15 protein-coding genes are annotated in these 18,331 nt (G+C 67.0%); 10 read left to right on the plus strand and 5 right to left on the minus strand.

Features of this window, described 5'->3' with window-relative positions; all coding sequences use genetic code 11:
* The first annotated feature begins 46 nt into the window (after positions 1-46).
* The 4 genes from K5K93_RS16095 (at position 47) to K5K93_RS16110 (ending at position 3,411) form a co-directional block, all read left to right on the plus strand.
* Positions 47-244: a zinc-finger domain-containing protein gene (locus K5K93_RS16095; protein ID WP_025874129.1), complete on the plus strand. Its 198-nt coding sequence runs from the start codon at positions 47-49 to the stop codon at positions 242-244.
* Between the two features lie 15 nt (positions 245-259).
* Positions 260-1,375, plus strand: a complete 1,116-nt coding sequence (locus K5K93_RS16100; protein WP_222388402.1) for a glycosyltransferase — start codon at positions 260-262, stop codon at positions 1,373-1,375.
* Positions 1,356-2,687 carry an O-antigen ligase gene (locus K5K93_RS16105; protein WP_222388403.1) on the plus strand — a complete coding sequence of 444 codons (1,332 nt, stop codon included), beginning with the start codon at positions 1,356-1,358 and terminating at the stop codon, positions 2,685-2,687. The genes K5K93_RS16100 and K5K93_RS16105 overlap by 20 nt, the downstream gene beginning before the upstream one ends.
* A gap of 274 nt (positions 2,688-2,961) precedes the next feature.
* Positions 2,962-3,411: a transposase gene (locus tag K5K93_RS16110; protein ID WP_059065052.1), complete on the plus strand. Its 450-nt coding sequence runs from the start codon at positions 2,962-2,964 to the stop codon at positions 3,409-3,411.
* Positions 3,412-3,570: 159 nt separating this feature from the next.
* Here K5K93_RS16110 and K5K93_RS16115 read toward each other — a convergent pair whose 3' ends face one another.
* Positions 3,571-4,488, minus strand: a complete 918-nt coding sequence (locus K5K93_RS16115; RefSeq protein ID WP_025874133.1) for an LpxL/LpxP family Kdo(2)-lipid IV(A) lauroyl/palmitoleoyl acyltransferase — start codon at positions 4,486-4,488, stop codon at positions 3,571-3,573.
* Positions 4,489-4,548: 60 nt separating this feature from the next.
* Here K5K93_RS16115 and waaA point away from each other — a divergent pair, with 60 nt between their 5' ends.
* On the plus strand, positions 4,549-5,847 hold the full coding sequence (gene waaA, locus K5K93_RS16120) for a lipid IV(A) 3-deoxy-D-manno-octulosonic acid transferase (protein ID WP_222388404.1): 1,299 nt from the start codon (positions 4,549-4,551) through the stop codon (positions 5,845-5,847).
* A 235-nt stretch (positions 5,848-6,082) separates the two neighbouring features.
* Entirely contained in the window at positions 6,083-7,414 is a 1,332-nt protein-coding gene (locus K5K93_RS16125; RefSeq protein ID WP_261311865.1) for an amino acid transporter, read from the plus strand.
* Positions 7,415-7,495: 81 nt separating this feature from the next.
* On the opposite strand, the gene K5K93_RS16130 is transcribed toward K5K93_RS16125, so the two are convergent.
* The 3 genes from K5K93_RS16130 to K5K93_RS16140 all read right to left on the minus strand — a co-directional run bounded on the left by K5K93_RS16130 (position 7,496) and on the right by K5K93_RS16140 (position 10,335).
* Positions 7,496-8,854, minus strand: coding sequence for a TolC family outer membrane protein (locus K5K93_RS16130; protein ID WP_025874136.1), 1,359 nt, complete (start codon positions 8,852-8,854; stop codon positions 7,496-7,498).
* Between the two features lie 16 nt (positions 8,855-8,870).
* Complete coding sequence (locus K5K93_RS16135) at positions 8,871-9,518, minus strand: protein-L-isoaspartate O-methyltransferase (protein WP_222388405.1); 648 nt, start codon at positions 9,516-9,518, stop codon at positions 8,871-8,873.
* A gap of 136 nt (positions 9,519-9,654) precedes the next feature.
* Positions 9,655-10,335 carry a TetR/AcrR family transcriptional regulator gene (locus tag K5K93_RS16140; RefSeq protein ID WP_117311341.1) on the minus strand — a complete coding sequence of 227 codons (681 nt, stop codon included), beginning with the start codon at positions 10,333-10,335 and terminating at the stop codon, positions 9,655-9,657.
* A gap of 123 nt (positions 10,336-10,458) precedes the next feature.
* Here K5K93_RS16140 and K5K93_RS16145 point away from each other — a divergent pair, with 123 nt between their 5' ends.
* Together K5K93_RS16145 and K5K93_RS16150 are read left to right on the plus strand one after the other, a co-directional pair.
* Positions 10,459-11,595: an efflux RND transporter periplasmic adaptor subunit gene (locus K5K93_RS16145; RefSeq protein ID WP_222388406.1), complete on the plus strand. Its 1,137-nt coding sequence runs from the start codon at positions 10,459-10,461 to the stop codon at positions 11,593-11,595.
* Positions 11,596-11,598: 3 nt separating this feature from the next.
* Positions 11,599-14,760 carry an efflux RND transporter permease subunit gene (locus K5K93_RS16150; RefSeq protein WP_093817963.1) on the plus strand — a complete coding sequence of 1,054 codons (3,162 nt, stop codon included), beginning with the start codon at positions 11,599-11,601 and terminating at the stop codon, positions 14,758-14,760.
* Positions 14,761-15,306: 546 nt separating this feature from the next.
* On the opposite strand, the gene K5K93_RS16155 is transcribed toward K5K93_RS16150, so the two are convergent.
* The gene (locus tag K5K93_RS16155; protein WP_222388407.1) at positions 15,307-16,215 is read right to left on the minus strand and encodes a LysR family transcriptional regulator; all 909 of its coding nucleotides are present in this window, start codon (positions 16,213-16,215) and stop codon (positions 15,307-15,309) included.
* A gap of 116 nt (positions 16,216-16,331) precedes the next feature.
* Between K5K93_RS16155 and K5K93_RS16160 the strand changes: the two genes are divergently transcribed.
* Positions 16,332-17,105: an SDR family oxidoreductase gene (locus K5K93_RS16160; RefSeq protein ID WP_222388408.1), complete on the plus strand. Its 774-nt coding sequence runs from the start codon at positions 16,332-16,334 to the stop codon at positions 17,103-17,105.
* A 100-nt stretch (positions 17,106-17,205) separates the two neighbouring features.
* Complete coding sequence (locus K5K93_RS16165; protein WP_222388409.1) at positions 17,206-18,279, plus strand: hypothetical protein; 1,074 nt, start codon at positions 17,206-17,208, stop codon at positions 18,277-18,279.
* The last annotated feature ends 52 nt before the right edge of the window (positions 18,280-18,331 follow it).

The raw sequence follows: 18,331 nt of genomic DNA on the forward strand, positions 1-18,331 counted from the left end.
AGATGCTAGAATCGCAGGCCTCGCAATCCGTTCATCGACATCCGCCATGAGCCATACCGCCACCGCGCCCGCCAATGCCGAAAAGCGCTACACCGTGCACCGCAGCGATCTGCCGCTGAGCTGCCCGACCCCGGAAATGGCGCTGTGGAACTCGCATCCGCGGGTGTACCTGCCGATCGAAGACGAACCCAACGGGCAAGCGCAGTGTGCTTACTGCGGCGCCGTGTTCGTGCTGGCCGACTAAACGGCTGCCCCCTCGATGCGCCGATTGACCGTGGTGCAGTTGCTGCCGGCGCTGCACTCCGGCGGTGTCGAGCGCTCGACCCTTGAAATCGCCGCGGCCCTGGTCGCTGCCGGCCATCGCGCGCTGGTGGTGTCCGCTGGTGGTCGCCTGGTGCAGCCGCTGCTCGACAGTGGTGCCGAGCACCTGACCCTGGATATCGGCCGCAAGTCGCTGCTGACGCTGCGCCATCTGCCTACCCTGCGTCGCCTGTTCACCGAAGTGGGCGCCGACATCGTCCACGCCCGTTCGCGCCTGCCGGCGTGGCTGGGGCTGTACGCCATCCGTGCGATGCAGCCGGCACAGCGGCCGCATTGGGTGACTACCGTGCATGGGCTGAATTCGCCCAGCCGCTACAGCGCGGTGATGACCAGCGGCGAACGCGTGATCTGTGTGTCCAACAGCGTGCGCGACTACGTGCACACGCATTACCCGACGGTGCCGCACGACAGGCTGCAGGTGATCCCGCGCGGGGTGGATGTCAGCCAGTTCCCACGTGTGGCACGCGCCGATCGGCGGCCCCGGCTGGCGCTGGCGGCGGACTACCCCTGGCTGGCCCAGGTCGATGGACCGCTGTTGCTGTTACCGGGGCGCGGCACCCGGTTGAAAGGCCACGCCCACGCGTTGCAGCTGCTTGCCGATGTCCGTAAAGCCGGGGTGCCGGCGCAGCTGTGGATGCTGGGCACCGACGAGCCTGGCCGGGAAGCCTATGTGGCAGAGCTGCGCAGGCAGGCGGCCGCACTCGGCGTGACCGGGGCGGTGCACGTCAGCACGCCGACTGCGCGCATCGCCCAGGCGTACGCCGCCAGCGATCTGGTGCTGCAGCTGTCGGACAAACCGGAAGCCTTTGGTCGCACCGTGGTCGAAGCGTTGTCGGTCGGCCGCCCGGTGCTGGGTTGGAACCATGGTGGGGTCGGCGAACTGCTGCAGCAGCTGCAACCCAGTGGCGCCGTGCCGCTGGGCAATGCGCAGCTGCTGGGTGAACGTGCGCTGGCCCTGCTGGCACAGCCGCCATCGCTGCCGGGCCGTATCCCGTTTACCCTGCAGGCCATGCAGCGCGATACCCTCCGCCTTTATGCCGACCTCGCTGGCTGACGCCACGCCGCCCCTGCACGATGAGCGCGCCGGCCGCTGGGCACCCTGGTGGGTGCTGGCCTACGTCGCGTTGTGGCCGCTGCCGGGTATCGCCGAAACAGTGCTGGGCCTGGGGGCGTTGTACGCCGCCGCACGCATGGTCATCCGCAGGGTGCAGCATCGCCCTCATCTGCTGAGCCCGGCAGCGTGGGCACTGACATCGATTCTTTTCCTCGGCTACTGGTTGCCGCAGGCGTTCTCGGCCTTCGATGCCGTGGACCCTTCGGCGTCGTGGACCAAGGCTGCGGCCGGGCTGCGCTATCTGCCTTTCATGTGGCTGGTGGCGATCGCCGTGGCCACCCCGCAGCGGCGGCGCCTGACCCTGGGTGGGTTGGCGGTGATCACCGGCCTGTGGACGCTCGATGCGCTGGTGCAGGCACTGGCAGGCACCAGCCCCTGGTTCTGGTCGCTGCAGCAGATCAAGCTGGCCATCAGCGGCCACGCATTGTGCCCGGCTGAAGAAGCCGCGCTGGCCGACCGACTCAGCGGCGCGCTTGGGCCGTGCAACCTGAAATTCGGCCAGGTGCTGGCCAGTCTTTCGCCGTTCCTGTTGTTGCCGGCGGCGCGCCGTTTCGGCAATGCGGGCTGGCTGCTGGCCGCTGCTGCAGTGGGCGTGGTGCTGCTGCTGGCCGGCTCGCGTGCCTCATGGATCACCTTCGGCCTGGTGGTCGCCTACAGCGGCGTGCGCCAACTGGGATGGAAGCGGCTGGGTCTGCTGGCACTGGCCGCTGTGCTCACGGCGGGCGTGTTGACGGCCAGCGTGCCGCAACTGCGCGAGCGTGTGGCGCGCACGGCAATGGCCTGGGACGGTGGCGAGGACGGGGTCGAGCAGGCCCTGTCCGGCCGTACCCGCATCTGGAGCGCGGCGGCCTGCATGATCGAAGCACATCCGATCAATGGTGTCGGTGCACGTGGCTTCCGCGATGCCTATCCCCACTGCGTTGCAGATGAAGGGCCGGCGGTGTGGGGCACCATGCCCGCGCTGCACGCCCATCAGATCGTGCTGGAGATCCTGGCCGAGACCGGTGTGCTGGGGCTGCTGCTGTGGCTGGCGGCGGTGGCACAGGCGTGGCGGGCATGGCGTTTCGCCCCGCCCCCGGCGCGCGAACGTGCACGCCCGGCAATGCTGGCACTGGCGGTCACCGTGTTCCCGCTCAACACCCACCTGGCGTTCTATTCCGCGTTCTGGGGCGGCCTGACCGTCCTGCTCGCCGCGCTGTTCGTCGGCACGTTGCTGGCGCGCGAACCGGACGATCAGCCGGGCGCCGGGTAATCTCCGCATCCACGCATGGCGTGGATCTACTGAATCACGCGGGGTTGGGGAACGTCCCATCCACGCATGGCGTGGATCTACTTGCGTGTGCGGTACGGGGCCTATCCACGCATGGCGTGGATCTCCGGGGACGTGTCTGGCGGGGGAGCAGTAGATCCACGCCATGCGTGGATGGGCTTTCCCATGAACATTGGCCAGTGTCGCGGCTTTTCCCGACCGTCCGCAGGGTGGTCCGCCAATGCAAGGATGACCGCGCAAACCGCAGTCTGTCCCCATGGCAAGCCCCAGACTCCGCTACGGTCGCTACTCCCGCACGGGAAATGTCTATTCCCTGACCACGACAACACACGGCCGGGAGCCATTCTTCTCCGACGCAGGCAATGTCGCTGTGCTGGTGGACGCGCTGCGCTTCGTCGAACGCAGCGGCATCAGCCACAGCCTTGCCTGGGTGGTGATGCCCGATCACCTGCACTGGTTGATGGAGCTGCAGAAGGGAACGCTGGCCCAGTGCATGGCGTTGCTGAAATCACGCAGCAGCCGGCAGCTGAACCGGATATCGGGACGAAAAGGGCCGCTCTGGCAGCACGGCTATCACGACCATGCGGTGCGTACCGATGAATCCCTTCATGACAAGGCGATGTACATCCTGGGCAATCCGGTGCGGGCCGGATTGGCTGGTGGGCTGGGGGACTACCCTCACGCCTGGTGTCGTTGGCCGTTGTAGATTCCGGCATCGGAAGAGAGAACATCCACGCATGGCGTGGATCTACTGATCGGCGGCTGGCTGCTGATCGGCATTCCCGGTAGATCCACGCCATGCGTGGATGAAACCAGCCGCCGGGTAGATCCACGCCATGCGTGGATGAGCCATCCAAATCTCACGTCACTTGTAGAAATCGCTGCGCCCGCCTGGCTGGCGCTTGAAGCGGCGATGGATCCACAGGTACTGGTCCGGTGCCTCGCGCACCATCTGCTCGATGGCCTGGTTGACCCGCGCGGTATCGGCTTCGACGTCCTCGCTGGGGAAATTCTCCAGCGGCGCGCCGATCTTCAGGAAGTACTTCCCGCCTTCGCGGCGATGGAAGTAGGGGATGACCGCACAACCGGTCATCCGCGCCAGCTGGTGGGTGGCGGTGATGGTGGAGGCAGTGTGGCCGAAGAACGGCACGAACACGGTGTCCTTGCCGCGCATGTCCTGGTCGGGGGCGTACCAGAGGAAGCCGCCCTTTTTCAGGTGGCGCACCGTCGCGCGGATGTCCTCGTTGGCGTACATCGCCTTGGCATAGCGCAGGCGGCCGAACTTCACCGCCCACTCGTACACCGGGTTCTTGTGCTTGCGGTACATGCCGGACAGGTCGACGTGGTCGCACAGCAGGCGGCCGCACATCTCCAGGGTCATGAAGTGGCCCGAGACCAGCAGCACGCCACGGCCTTCGGCCTGCATCTGCTTGAGGTGTTCCAGCCCTTCGATGTGCACCTGCGGGCGGATGCTGTCGATGCTGCCCCACCAGGAACGCGCGCATTCGAAGATGCCCACACCCAGGGCATCGAAGCTGTCGCGCACCAGGCGCTTGCGCCAGGCCTCGTCCTTCTCGGGGAAGCACAGCTTGAGGTTGACCTCGGCGGCATGGCGGCGGCTGCCGGCCAGGCGCCAGGCGATCGAGCCGACCCCACGGCCCAGCACGCGCTGCAGCGTCCACGGCAGCCGGGCGATCCCGAAGGCAGTGAACATGACGGCAAACATCGGCCAGTTGCGTGGATCACGCAGCGACGGACGGACGGCGGTGGTGGCATCGGACATGCCGCCATTCTACCAATCCGGCCGCGTGTCTTTCCCGGGGGGCTCCCGTATCCTTGCCGCATGCGTAAAGACCCTGTCGAATGGATCCTGCGTGGCCTGTACTCGGCCGTGCTGTACCTCCTGCTGCCGATCACCGTGTACCACCTGGTCTGGCGCGGCTTCCGGGTCCGTGAATACTTCCGGCGCTGGGATGAACGCTACGCATCCTATCCGCAGCCCAGCGGCCAGCCCCGGGTCTGGCTGCACGCGGTTTCGGTGGGCGAGGTCAACGCCGCTGCGCCGCTGGTCAATGCGCTGCGCGCACAGCGGCCGGACATCCGCTGGGTCATCACCACCATCACCCCGACCGGCTCGGAACGGGTGCGCGCGCTGTGGGGCGATGCGCTGGACCATGTGTACCTGCCATACGACGTGCCGGGCAGCGTCAACCGCTTCCTCGGGCACTTCCAGCCCAGCCTGGCGCTGATCCTGGAAACCGAGCTGTGGCCGAACATGCTGTTCGGTTGCCGCGACCGTCGCATTCCGGTGTACATCCTCAATGCGCGCCTGTCGGCCCGATCGCTGCGCGGCTACCGCGTGCTGGCGGCGTTGATCCGGCGTGCGCTGCGCACGGTCACCTGCGTGGCCGCACAGTCGCAGGATGACGCTGCGCGGTTCGTGCAGCTGGGCGCGGCGCCGGAACAGGTGCAGGCACTGGGCAACCTGAAGTTCGACATCGCCACGCCGGACGTGCAGCCCTTCATCGAACAGTTCCATGCCCATGTGCCGGCCACGCGCCCGGTGTGGATCGCGGCCAGCACGCATGATGGTGAGGAGCAGGCAGTGATCGACCTGCACCGCCGCCTGCGCCAGCAGCATCCGGACCTGCTGCTGCTGTGGGCGCCGCGGCATCCCGAGCGCTTCCCCAGGGTGGAGGCGCTGGCCCGCGAGCAGGGCTGGAACGTGTCGACGCGGCGCGCACAGCAGTGGCCGGACGCGCGTAGCGATGTCTTCGTCATCGACACGCTGGGCGAACTGATGCCGTTCTACGGCTGTGCCCAGGTCGCCTTCGTCGGTGGCAGCCTGCAGGCCATCGGCGGCCACAACCTGCTGGAACCGGCAGCGATGGGCACCGCAGCGGTGACCGGCCCGCACCTGCACAACTTCGCCGAGATCTCGCGGCGCATGCGCGAGGCCGGTGCCCTGCTGATCGGCGAGGACGTGCAGGCCGTGGGTGATCTGCTGCTGCACCTGCTCGAGGACGTGCAGGCGCGCGAAGACATGGCCCGCGCCGGTTGCACGCTGGTCAGCAATGGCCGCGGCGCGCTGCAGCGGACCCTGCAGCTGGTGGCGCCGCACCTGCCGCCGCCGCTGGCCTGAGACCCGGCCTGTCGTCATCAGGTGTTTCAAGGGCGGCCCGGCGTTGCGCTGTCGTGAACGCCTGCATCAAGTCTGCTTGATGGTGGTGAATCTGTCGTGGTTGGACCGCTACCACCGCCCACGGCGTGCAAGCTGTCACATCATCGTTCGTATGGCGCAGATTCCGATTCCGCTTACCGCGTCAGGCTGCCAGCTTGTTGTCGACCACGCTTGGGCGACATCAAGGGAGCTTTGAATGATCGGCGACAACGGAGGCGCGCTGCACGCCAGCGCGAAGCCCGGGAGGCTGGGCACCGACCATCTGCTGGTGGTGGCGCTGACCCTGCTGTTGGGCGGCAGCGTTGTCGCCCTGGTCGGGCAGCACACGGCGGCTCAGGCGGGGCCCGCCATTGTCTTCAGCCTGTTGCTGGCGGCGCTGGGCGCAGTGCCGATGCTGTATTGCCTGCGCATGGCGATGCGGCGCCTGCCGGAGGCTTCGGGTCTGCATGGTCTGCTGCGTGCCGCCTGGGGCAGGCTGCCTGCCGACGTACTGGTGATTGCCCTGCTGCTGGAACTGACGGCGACCATCGCAGGGCTGGCGCAATCGATGGCGCGTCATCTGTACGCAGCCGCCGAGGTCATCGACGCTGCACCCGGGCAGTGGCTGCCCTTGCCGCTGGCGGCGGCGATCCTGGTGCTGCTGCTGGGGGCCGCCGCTGCAGTGCTGCGGACGCCGCGCGCGCTGTTGTTGGCCAGTGCACTGTTGACGGTGAAGCTGGGCGTGGGCCTGCTGCTGTTGTTGCTGGCAGCACGCCATGTGCACTACGCGCATTGGATTCCGTGGCTGCCATCGGCTACCGCGCCCTATCGCTTCGGGGTGGGTGGCGTGCTGGCAGCGGGCGTGGCATTGCTCGGCGTCCTGCAGGGTGCAGGCCTGCTGGCAGGGTTCTGCGGGCGGGTGCCGCGCCCTCGTTCGCAGGTTTCCAGAGCCGCCGGCGCAGCGGTGCTGATGGCGATGTTGTGGCTGATGGTACTGGCTGCGCTGCAGTCGGGCCTCGTCGAGTTTGCCGCGTTGGCCAGCACGCGGCCGCTGTCGGTGGCGTTGCAGGGGATCCCGCAGCTGCAGTGGTTGCTGCCACTGTTGCCGTTGGCGGGCGGCGCGGGGCTGGCGGCCCTGCAGTTGGTGCTGCTGCTGTTGGCCGCGCGGCTTGGGAGGGAAGTCTGGCCGCCGAAGTCCGGCGAAGTGGGTACCGGTGCGCGTTTGCTGCTGACGCTGGCGCTGACCGTGCTGTCGGCGGCGTTGGCGCTGTCGCTGCCGGAGGGGTGGCTTCCACAGCTGCCGGGCCCTGCTGGTCTACTGGTGCTGGCCGCCGTGTGCCTGGGCGTTGCGCGCAGTCATTGGCGGGCGACGGATGTGGCCGGCGAACGGCGGTTGATCCCGATGGTGCTTGCCCCTTTGGCAACTGCACTGTGCCTGTTGCCGGCAGTCACGTCGCGTCTGTTCGTACCCGTGCTGGTGGTGCTGGTGGTGCTGGTGGTCGGGTTGGCAGGCGGCCTGGTGCGTCGACGCGCCGGGCGTTCGCGTTAGCGCCCCTCACCGCAGGCCATCTGCAATCAATAAAAAAGCCACCCTCGCGGGTGGCTTTCTGACCAGGCCGGTCGCGCCGACTCAGTTCGTGGTCGTCGACGGGTTGCCCGCGTCCTGGGTCAGCAGGCGGTTGATGTCCTGCAGTTCGGCGACATCCAGGCCACCCACGGCCTGGCTCAGCAGCAGGCGGTTCTGCAGGAAGTTGTAGCGGGCCTGCGCGTAATCCAGCTGTGCGGAGAACAGGATGCGCTGGTTCTGGATCACGTCCAGCACGGTGCGGGTACCCACTTCCAGGCCGACCTGCGAGGCATCGTAGGCGCTCTGCGCGGAAACCACGGCCAAACGGCGCGCTTCCACTTCGCTGATGCCCTGCACCAGGGTCTGGTAGGCATTGCGGGTGTTGCGGTCCAGCGCGCGCTTCTGCTGCTCGAAACCGTCCTGGGCGATGTCACGCTGGGCCAGCGCCTGGCGCACGCCGGACTGGGTGGCGCCGCCGGAGAAGATCGGCACGCTCAGGGTCAGGCCGATGCTGTTGGTGCGTGCATCGGGCGAGAGCGAACCGGCGCCGACGCTGTCGCCCCAGGTTGCGCTCTTGCCCCAGCTGCCGCCCAGCGACAGGGTCGGGTAGTGACCGCCACGGGCGGCCTGCACGCCGGCTTCGGCGGCACCGACCTTCAGCTCCTGCGCCTTCAGCGCCGGATTCTGCGTGGTCGCCTGCTGCACCAGCTGGTCCAGGTTGCCGCGGTTGGCCGGCACTTCCGGACGGAAATCGGCCGGCAGGCCCTTCAGGTTGACCACCGGCTGGCCGGTCAGTTCGGTCAGGGCCTGGTAGTTGTCGGCCAGGGTGTTCTGCGCAACGATGGTGTTGGCACGCGCCTGGTCGTACTGGGCGCGGGCCTCGTGCACGTCGGTGATCGGCGCCAGGCCCACTTCCAGGCGCTTGTCGGCGAAGTCGAACTGCTTCTTCGCGGCCGCTTCGTTGGTCTGTGCGGCGTTCAGCGATTCGATCGCCACCAGCACGTTGAAGTAGGCCGCCGAGGTGCGCACGATCAGGTTGTCGTTGGCCGAATCGAGGGTGAAATCAGCCGCCTTGCTCAGCTCGCGCTGCGAACGCAGGTTGTTGATCTGGGTCCAGTTGAACAGCGTCTGCGAACCGTCGATCGTGTAGTTGCGACGCTTGCTGGTGACCGTGCCGGAGTTGGCATCATGGTCGGCTTCGGTGCGGGTGCGGCTCAACTGGGCCTGGCCATTGATCTGCGGCAGCAGCGCAGCACGCGCCTGCACGGCGCCTTCCTTGTCGTACAGCCGGGTGGATTCGGCGGCGGACAGCTGCGGGTCACCATTGCGCGCCATTTCATAGACCTGCAGCAGGTCGGCGGCATGGGCGGACAACGGCAGCAGGGCAGTGGCCAGCGCAACAGCGAGGGATCGGCGGATCATTGCGGCTTCCTTGGACTCAGAGGTGGAACTGGGGGGCCGGGGCGGCACCACGCAGGTAATCGATATCGGTCTCGAACAGCGACTCGGTGCTGCCATCGGCCTTCACCAGCAGTGCTTCCATCGCCGGCGAACGGCCCTGGATGACATACAGGCGACCACCCGGACGCAACCACGAAGCAAACTGTGACGGCACCACGTCGACGGCGCCAGTGACACAGATCACGTCGAAGCGGCGTTCGGTCTGCCAGGCCAGGCCATCGGCCACTTCCACGCGCACGTTGGTACCCAGGCCGGTGGCATCCAGGCGGGCGCGCGCAGCGGCGGCCAGTTCCGGATCGATCTCCAGGCTCAGCACGTCGCGCGCCAGCGCGCCGATGCAGGCCGACAGGAAGCCGCTGCCGGTGCCGATTTCCAGCACTTCGTCACCCGGCTGCAGATCCAGTGCCTGCAGGGTACGGCCCTCGATGACCGGCTTCATCATCTTCTGGCCGTTGCCGATCGGCAGTTCGACATCGGCATAGGCCAGCGCCCGGTGCGCGTCGGCGACGAAGACCTCGCGCGGCAGGCGGGCCAGGACGTCGAGCACCTTGATGTCCAGCACGTCCCAGGGACGGATCTGCTGTTCCACCATCAGTTCGCGGGCGTGGGCGTAATCAATCGTCATGAGGTTCAAATCCAGCGCAGTGGGCCGGCCATTTTACCGGTGCCGGGGGCCGGCGGCGCGCCCAGAGCATCAGCTGCGGGGTGGCCGGGGTCGCAGTGCCGGAAGTCATCGCGACCTCCGGTTCGTTCAGTTTTGGTTATCCAGCGTTCCCCGCCCCCCGCGGCGCGTAGGCGCGCAGGAAGAAATCCACGCTGGCGGCCACGTGGATCGCAGCATCGGTCTCGACGGGGGACAGTGGCATGCCGCACATCATATGCATGTGCACTTCGCCCTTCACCAGGGTCAGGAACTGCTGGCCGGCGATGTAGCAGTCGGGGATATCCAGTTCGCCGCGCTCGGCACGCGAACGCATGAAGTCGGCCAGTGCCTCGCAGGTGCGTTGCGGGCCCGCCTGCCAGAACAGTTCGCGCAGGCGCTCGTCGGTCTCCGGCGCCATCATCATCCGCTGGATCGACAGGGCCGCGTCGGAGGTGATCATTTCGAAGAACGCCATGCCGATGCCCAGCAACTGGTCACGCAGGGGGCCTTCGACGTCGGCCACGAACAGCGCGTCGGGCAGCATCTCGATGCACTTGGACTGCACAGCTTCGGAGAACAGGGTCTCTTTGTCGCCGAAATGGCTGTAGACGGTCAGCTTCGAGACGCCGGCCTGGGCAGCAATGCTGTCCATGCTCACGCCGCTGTAGCCCTGCTCGATGAACAGTGTCTTGGCTGCCTCGAGAATCGCCGCGCGCTTGCCCAGATCCTTGGGGCGCCCGGGACCGGCAGCCTTGGCAACGGGCTTGGCCGTCGGCTTTCGGGAAGTGGGAGAACTCATTCCACTAATACTAGACCAAGCGGTTCGATATTTATACTATACCGACTGGTTCACTAATGTCCGCGCTGCAACAGCATGTTGCCGGCGCGTTCCCCCCGGTTTTCTTTTCAGGTCCTGTACCTCATGAAAAACATGCGTTGGTTGGGCGTAGGCGTGCTGGTCGTGGTGTTGGCAGCGTGCGGCAAGCAGGCCGCCGAGCCGGCGGCGGCCATTCCGGTGCTGGTGGTGCATCCCACCACGCAGGATGGACAGGCCGCGGCCGCCTACCCCGGCGAGGTGCGTGCCCGCCAGGAAAGCCCCTTGTCGTTCCGGGTTGGCGGCAACCTGGTCAAGCGCCATGTCGACGCTGGCGAGCGGGTGAAGAAGGGCCAGCTGCTGGCCGAGCTGGATGCGGCCGACTACGCCTCGCAGGCGGCGGCGTCGCAGGCGCAGCTGGCGGCGGCGGAAGCAGACCTGGTGCGCGCCCGCGATGACCAGAAGCGCTATGCCAAGCTGGCGGAAGACCAGCTGGTGAGCCGCTCGGCACTGGACCAGCAGACGGCGGCATTCAAGGCTGCACAGGGGCAGGCCAACGCCGCCCGGGCCAACCTCGCCGTAGCCCGCAACCAGGCCGAGTACGCGCAGCTGCGCGCGCCCGCCGATGGCGTGATCGCCAGCCGCCAGGCCGAAGCCGGGCAGGTCGTGAGCGCGGGGCAGACGGTGCTCACCCTGGCCGCCGATGGTGGCCGTGAGGTGCTGATCGCGCTGCCGGAAAGCAGCATCCGCGACTACAAGGTCGGCCAGTCGGTGCAGGTGGAACTGTGGAACCGCCCGGGCCAGCTGCTGCCGGGTACCCTGCGCGAGATCGCCCCGGCCGCCGATGCACAGGCCCGTACCTATGCCACGCGCGTGAGCCTGGCGCCGGAAGCTCTGAGCGAAGTGGAACTGGGCCAGAGTGCGCGGGTGTTCGCCACCGCCGGGCGCAGTGGTGCGTTGCAGCTGCCGCTGGCGGCCGTGCTGCGCGGCAGTGATGGCAAGGCCAGCGTGTGGGTGGTCAATCCGTCCAATGGTGCACTGAAGGCAACGCCGGTGCAGGTCGGTGCCTACGGCGCGCAGGCCGTGCCGGTCGTGTCCGGCGTGGGCGCGACGGACTGGGTGGTCGCTGCCGGCGGCCATCTGCTGCGCGAAGGCCAGGTGGTGACGCCGGTCGACCGCCAGAACCGCCCGGTGCTGGCACCGTCGGCCGCCAAGCCGGCGCCGGCCGCAGGCAAGGGGCACTGACCCGTGCGCCGCTTCAATCTCTCCGAATGGGCGCTGGGCAACCGTGCGCTGGTGTTGTTCGCGATGCTGGCGTTTGCCGTCATTGGTGCCTGGTCGTACAAGCATCTGGGCCAGTCCGAAGATCCACCCTTCACCTTCAAGGCGATGGTGGTACGCACGATGTGGCCGGGCGCGACCGCCGAGCAGGTCTCGCGTCAGGTGACCGAGCCGATCGAAAAAGCGTTGATGAACACCGGCGAGTACGAATTCATCCGTTCGTACTCGCGGCCGGGCGAATCGCAGGTGATCTTCATGGCGCGCGACAGCCTGCGCTCCAAGCAGATCCCGGACCTGTGGTACCAGGTGCGCAAGCGCGTGGGCGATATCCGCGCGACGCTGCCGAGGGAGATCGTCGGGCCCTTCTACAACGATGAGTTCGGCGACACCTTCGGCAACATCTATGCATTGACCGGCGAAGGCTTCGACTACGCGGTGATGCGCGACTATGCCGACCGCATCCAGCTGGAGCTGCAGCGCGTACCCGACGTCGGCAAGATCGACCTGGTCGGCCTGCAGGACGAGAAGGTGTGGATCGAGCTGTCCAACACCAAGCTGGCCACGCTGGGCGTGTCGCTGCAACAGGTGCAGCAGGCGCTGGCCGACCAGAACGCGGTCAGCGCCACCAGCTTCTTCGAAACCCCGACCGACCGCGTGCAGCTGCGCGTGACCGGTCAGTTCGATTCGATCGAGGACATCCGCAAATTCCCGATCCAGGCCGGCGAACGCACGCTGCATCTGGGCGACATCGCCGAGGTCAAGCGCGGCTTTGCCGATCCGGCCTCGCCTAAGATGCGCTTCATGGGCCAGGATGCGATCGGCCTGGCGGTGGCGATGAAGGACGGCGGTGACATCCTCAAGCTCGGTGCCACCCTGGATGCCGAGTTCGAACGCCTGCAGAAGACCCTGCCGGCCGGCATGCAGCTGCGCAAGGTGTCCGACCAGCCGCATGCGGTGGAAGAGTCGGTGGGCGAGTTCGTGCAGGTGCTCACTGAAGCGGTGGTGATCGTGCTGCTGGTCAGCTTCTTCTCGCTGGGCCTGCGTACCGGCCTGGTGGTGGGCGTGACCATCCCGTTGGTGCTGGCGATGACCTTCTTCGTCATGCACTACTTCGATATCGGCCTGCACAAGATTTCGCTGGGTGCACTGGTGCTGGCACTGGGCCTGCTGGTGGACGATGCGATCATCGCGGTGGAGATGATGGCCACCAAGATGGAGCAGGGCTACGACCGCCTGCGCGCGGCCAGTTTCGCCTGGGAATCCACCGCCTTCCCGATGTTGACCGGTACCCTGATCACTGCCGCTGGCTTCCTGCCCATCGCCACGGCGGCATCCAGCACGGGTGAGTACACCCGTTCGCTGTTCCAGGTGGTGACCATCGCGCTGGTGGTGTCGTGGATCGCGGCAGTGCTGTTCATCCCGTACCTGGGTGACAAGATGCTGCCGGACCTGTTCAACCCGCAGCTGCCGAAGCCGGACAGCCTGGCCGGTCGCTGGCGCGCCAAGCGCCTGCAGTGGGCCGACCGGCATCCGTCACTCGCGCGCTGGATCGCACCGAAGGAGCATGCGCACGATCATGATCCGTACCAGCGGCCGTTCTACACGCGCTTCCGGGCGTTCCTGGATACCTGCCTGCGCCATCGCTGGTGGGTGATCGCTGCGACCATCGCCCTGTTCATCGGTTCGTTGATGCTGTTCCGCTTCGTGCCACAGCAGTTCTTCCCCGACTCGACCCGTCCGGAACTGATGGTGGACATCGAGCTGGCCGAAGGTGCGTCGCTGGCCGCGACCCAGGCACAGGCCGACAAGCTGGAGAAGCTGCTGAAGGGGCGCGAAGGCATCAGCAACTACGTGGCCTACGTCGGCACCGGTTCGCCGCGCTTCTACCTGCCGCTGGACCAGCAGCTGCCGGCCACCAACTTCGCCCAGTTCGTGGTGCTCACCGAAGACGCCAAGGCCCGCGAATCGACCCGCGACTGGATGCTGAAGGACGTGATCAGGCAGTTCCCGGATGTGCAGATGCGGGTGACGCGCCTGGAGAACGGGCCGCCGGTCGGTTATCCGGTGCAGATGCGCGTGTCCGGCGAGCACATCGCGCAGGTGCAGGCGATCGCGCGCCAGGTCGAGGCCAAGGTGCGCGAGAACCCGCACGTGATGAACGTGAACCTGGACTGGAGCGAGCCGAGCAAGGTGGTGCGGCTGGTGATCGACCAGGACCGCGCCCGCGCGCTGGGCGTCAGCAGTGCGCAGGTCAGCCAGTTCCTCAGCAGCTCGTTGTCGGGCATGAGCGTGAGCACCTATCGCGAAGGCAACCGCCAGATCGAGATGCTGCTGCGTGGCCCGGACAACGAGCGTGCGCAGCTGGACCTGCTCGGCAGCCTGGCGATCCCGACCAGCAGCGGCACCGCGGTGACGCTGTCGCAGGTCGCGCGGCTGGAATACGCCTTCGAAGACGGCATCATCTGGCACCGCAACCGTTTGCCGACGGTGACCGTGCGTGCCGACATCAGCGATGGCATGCAGCCGCTGGATGTGGTGCAGCAGATCGTGCCGACCCTGGACGGCATCCGTGCCGATCTGCCCAGTGGCTACCTGCTGGAGACCGGCGGCTCGGTGGAGGATTCGGCGCGCGGGCAGAACTCGATCAAGGCCGGCATGCCGCTGTTCCTGATCGTGGTGGCCACGTTGCTGATGCTGCAGCTGCGCAGCTTCTCGCGTGCGGCGATGGTGCTGGTGACCGCTCCGCTGGGCATCATCGGCGCGACGCTGTTCCTGTTGCTGTTCCGCGCGCCGTTCGGCTTCGTGGCGCTGCTGGGCACCATCGCGCTGGCGGGCATGATCATGCGCAACTCGGTGATCCTGATCGACCAGATCCAGCAGGACATCGATGCCGGGCATGACCGCTGGCATTCGATCATCGATGCGACGGTGCGGCGTTTCCGCCCGATCGTGCTGACTGCGCTGGCGGCGGTGCTGGCGATGATCCCGCTGTCGCGCAGCGCGTTCTATGGCTCGATGGCGATTTCGATCATGGGTGGATTGATTGTCGGCACGGTGCTGACGCTGGTGTTCCTGCCGGCGCTGTATGCAGCGTGGTTCCGGGTCAAGCCGGACGAATCCGGGGCGTGATGCCCCGGGTTTCCCGGCCACCGGGCTGAGCCCCCTCTGCGGTGGTGGCAGTAGTGCCGTGGTTGGCCGGGTGGGCAGGTGGGCTGGGGGACGCCGCAGGTACGTCCCTGTAGGCTCGGGCGCGCCATCCATGGCGCTTACGCCCCCAGCCCACCTGCCCACCCGGCCACGGACAGTTTCCTGTGGCCTCCACCGCAGGAAGAGAAAGTAGAAGATCAAAAGCAAAGGCAACAGCAACAGCAACAGCAACAGCAACAGCAACAGCAACAGCAACAGCCGCGTGCTGATGGTTGGGGTCGGATACACCTCATCCACGCATGGCGTGGATCCACCAACCGTCATCGGGAAATTGTCGGAGGCGGGGAGGGGGCAGGTGGCGGGACCGTCCACGGCATGGATGCCGTGGCCGAGCCTACAGGGACGTACTTGCGGCGTGTCCCGCCAGCTGCCCCCTCCCCGCCAACCAAGCAACAACCCAGAGCCGCTCCGGCTTTTGCAGTTGCAGTTGCCGTCGCCTCTGCGGGCGCCGGGCAGCCGCCCGGCCGATCACCCCTGCAACTGCAGCCGCTCACGCAGCAGCGGCACCAGCCAATCCAGGAACACCTGCACACGTTGCGCGCGATGCTGCCGGTGCGGCAGCAACAGGGTCACCGGCAGCGGCTGCGCCGCGTACTGGGGCATCACTTCCACCAGCGCACCGGTTTGCAGTTCGGCCTGCACGTCGTAGCGTGGAATCTGCAGCAGTCCCAGCCCCGCGACGCAGCAGGCAATCGACGCCTCGGCGCTGTTCACCCGCACCCAGCCGGGCATCGGCAGCGTGCGCAGCTGCGCGCCGTCCTGCCATTCCCACGGTTCCACCCGCGCCGTGGTCGGCGACGCATAGTTCACCGCGCGGTGCTGCTGCAGGTCGGTGGGGTGCTGCGGTACGCCGTGCGCGTGCAGGTACGCCGGCGCGGCAACGTTGACGAAGTCCAGCTGGCCCAGCGTGCGGGCCACCAGACTGGAGTCACCCAGCTGCCCCACCCTCAGCACCGCATCGCAGCCGTCCTCGATCAGATTCACCGCGCGATCGGTCATGCCCAGGTCCAGCTCGACCTGGGGGTGCCGTGCGAAGAAGTCCGGCAGCGCCGGGGCGATGATGCGGCGGCCGATGCGGCTGGGTACATCGATCTTCAACAGGCCACTCGGCTGTGCGTCGTCCTGGCGGAACAGCGACTCGGCGTCTTCCACCTCGGCAATCAGGCGCAGGCAGCGAACATAGAACGTGTCGCCATCGTGGGTGGTGGAGACCCTGCGGGTGGAGCGCTGCAGCAGGCGCGTGCCCAGGCGCTGCTCGAGTTCCGCCACGGCCGCCGAGACGGTGGAGCGGGGCAGGCCGAGCTGGTCGGAGGCGCGGGTGAAGCTGGTGCACTCCACCACCCGGGCAAAGATGCGGAAACGCTCGATCCGGTCCATTGTTCGCCCGCTTTGGAAAGTTAAGTCAATGTTGCGGTCTTTATCCGCAATTTCTGCACGATATCGTCGTCGGCACAGGGTTGCCAGCCCGGCAGCCTCTTCCCGAGACCGATGCCATGACCGACCACCGTATCCAGGGCAAGACCGTGCTGATCGCCGGCGGTGCCAAGAACCTCGGCGGGCTGATCGCCCGCGACTTCGCCGAACAGGGCGCCAAGGCCATCGTCATCCACTACAACAGCGCCGCCACCCAGGCCGACGCGGAGGCGACCGTTGCGGCGGTGCAGGCCGCAGGTGCCAAGGCCGTGGCGTTGCAGGCCGATCTGACCTCGGCCGCTGCGATGGAGCGTCTGTTCGCCGACGCGGTCGCCGCCGTCGGTCGCCCCGACATCGCCATCAACACCGTCGGCAAAGTGCTGAAGAAGCCGATGCTGGACATCAGCGAAGCGGAGTACGACCAGATGAGCGCGGTCAATGCGAAGACGGCCTTCTTCTTCCTCAAGGAGGCAGGACGCCATGTCAACGACGGCGGCCGCATCTGCACGCTGGTCACGTCGCTGCTGGGCGCGTTCACGCCGTTCTATTCCAGCTACGCGGGCACCAAGGCGCCGGTGGAACACTTCACCCGCGCGGCATCGAAGGAGTTTGGCGAGCGTGGAATCTCGGTGACTGCGATCGGACCCGGGCCGATGGATACGCCGTTCTTCTATCCGGCCGAGAGTGCCGATGCGCAGGCCTACCACAAGACTGCTGCGGCGCTGTCGCCTTTCACCCGTACCGGCCTGACCGACATCGCCGACATCGTGCCGTGGATCCGCTTCCTGGTGACCGATGGCTGGTGGATGACTGGGCAGACCATCCTGGTCAATGGTGGTTACACCACCAAGTAGAGGCACGCGAGGCTTGGGTTTGCGCAGTAGATCCCCAAGTGGACAGCTTCAGGGCGTTCACGGGCACAATAGCGGGCTGTCCCGGGGCCGGAGAGCCTGCATGTTCCCTCGCACGATCCGCGCTTGCGTGCTGATGCTGGTTGCCTGCTGCGGTCTTGCCGATGCAGAGCCGGCGCAGACCGAGGCCCTGCGCTTCGAGCAGAACCTGCTTGCCGTGCTCGAATGCCGTGCCAATGTTGATACCCGGCGAAACGTCGCCAGCACCCTGCGGGCGGCACGCTACGGCGATCCAGCCGGTCGCCCGTTGCATCTGCGTGATTGGCATTTCGAGCAGGCCGGGGGCGCCGACGCTGCTTCGGTGACGGTCATCGAGTTGCCGGTGCCGTTGACCGTGCAGGGCGTCCGGACCCTGCGCGTTTTCGCAGACGCGCAGGGGTTGTCCATTGCCATCGACGCTGCAGCGCGTGATCGTATCGTTGCCCGCCATGGCCTGCAGCTGCAGTCGAGCACGCTGCATGAACCCTTCCGGGTGTGGTCCGCACGATCGGTTGATGGCAACACGTCGGCCCCGTCGATCATGGTGAGCAGCGATGGCGACGGCTACCGGTTGGGATGTACTGCCCAATCTGCCAGCACGCAGGGAACGTTGCCACTGGATCGGCAGCAGCGTGCAGATGCCAATGACCTCACAGCGGCCATCGAGTGCCGTGCCGACGATGCGGCCCTGCGCCGCGTCGGGCGCTTGCTGCAGCAGGTGATGGAACAACCGCAGGGCGAATGGCCGGCAGAGGTGCACGCAGTGTCGGCACCCACGCATGCGATCAACGGCACGGTGCTTCCCGTCTTCCAGATCGAACTGCAGACGCCGCTGCAGATCCAGGGCATCGCCACCGACAAGGTGCTGGCCGCACCGGCCGGCCTGTTCGCTGCAGACCTTGGCAGAATCAACGTGGCAAGCGTGTTGCTCGATGCCGGTCTGACAACTGCTCACCAGCAGGCCGGCGTGCAGGTCTGGCAACGCGAAGCGTCGCGCAGCGGCCTGCCTTCGGGCAGCATCCGAATCCATGAACGCGTGGTGGCCAGAGCCGACGACGGCACTGTCCTGACCGGATGCAGCAGCTCGCAGATGCGCGCGGCCGCGAGCGATCCGCAGAGCGCGAACATCCCGCACTGAGTGAGTCAGTGCGGGATGCGCAGAGAGAACGGGTACCGGACGCCGTCCGGTA

The organism is Stenotrophomonas sp. DR822 (assembly GCF_019793815.1).
In the GTDB taxonomy this organism is placed as follows: Bacteria; Pseudomonadota; Gammaproteobacteria; order Xanthomonadales; family Xanthomonadaceae; genus Stenotrophomonas; species Stenotrophomonas indicatrix.

What these genes read in the sequence shown, in the direction of transcription:
- K5K93_RS16095 (WP_025874129.1), top strand. Translation starts at nt 47, where the DNA reads ATGAGCCATACCGCCACCGCGCCCGCCAATGCCGAAAAGCGCTACACC.
- K5K93_RS16100 (WP_222388402.1), top strand. Translation starts at nt 260, where the DNA reads ATGCGCCGATTGACCGTGGTGCAGTTGCTGCCGGCGCTGCACTCCGGC.
- K5K93_RS16130 (WP_025874136.1), bottom strand. Translation starts at nt 8,854, where the DNA reads ATGATCCGCCGATCCCTCGCTGTTGCGCTGGCCACTGCCCTGCTGCCG.
- K5K93_RS16110 (WP_059065052.1), top strand. Translation starts at nt 2,962, where the DNA reads ATGGCAAGCCCCAGACTCCGCTACGGTCGCTACTCCCGCACGGGAAAT.
- K5K93_RS16160 (WP_222388408.1), top strand. Translation starts at nt 16,332, where the DNA reads ATGACCGACCACCGTATCCAGGGCAAGACCGTGCTGATCGCCGGCGGT.
- K5K93_RS16165 (WP_222388409.1), top strand. Translation starts at nt 17,206, where the DNA reads ATGTTCCCTCGCACGATCCGCGCTTGCGTGCTGATGCTGGTTGCCTGC.
- K5K93_RS16115 (WP_025874133.1), bottom strand. Translation starts at nt 4,488, where the DNA reads ATGTCCGATGCCACCACCGCCGTCCGTCCGTCGCTGCGTGATCCACGC.
- K5K93_RS16155 (WP_222388407.1), bottom strand. Translation starts at nt 16,215, where the DNA reads ATGGACCGGATCGAGCGTTTCCGCATCTTTGCCCGGGTGGTGGAGTGC.
- K5K93_RS16140 (WP_117311341.1), bottom strand. Translation starts at nt 10,335, where the DNA reads ATGAGTTCTCCCACTTCCCGAAAGCCGACGGCCAAGCCCGTTGCCAAG.
- K5K93_RS16145 (WP_222388406.1), top strand. Translation starts at nt 10,459, where the DNA reads ATGAAAAACATGCGTTGGTTGGGCGTAGGCGTGCTGGTCGTGGTGTTG.
- K5K93_RS16135 (WP_222388405.1), bottom strand. Translation starts at nt 9,518, where the DNA reads ATGACGATTGATTACGCCCACGCCCGCGAACTGATGGTGGAACAGCAG.
- K5K93_RS16125 (WP_261311865.1), top strand. Translation starts at nt 6,083, where the DNA reads ATGATCGGCGACAACGGAGGCGCGCTGCACGCCAGCGCGAAGCCCGGG.
- K5K93_RS16105 (WP_222388403.1), top strand. Translation starts at nt 1,356, where the DNA reads ATGCCGACCTCGCTGGCTGACGCCACGCCGCCCCTGCACGATGAGCGC.
- waaA (WP_222388404.1), top strand. Translation starts at nt 4,549, where the DNA reads ATGCGTAAAGACCCTGTCGAATGGATCCTGCGTGGCCTGTACTCGGCC.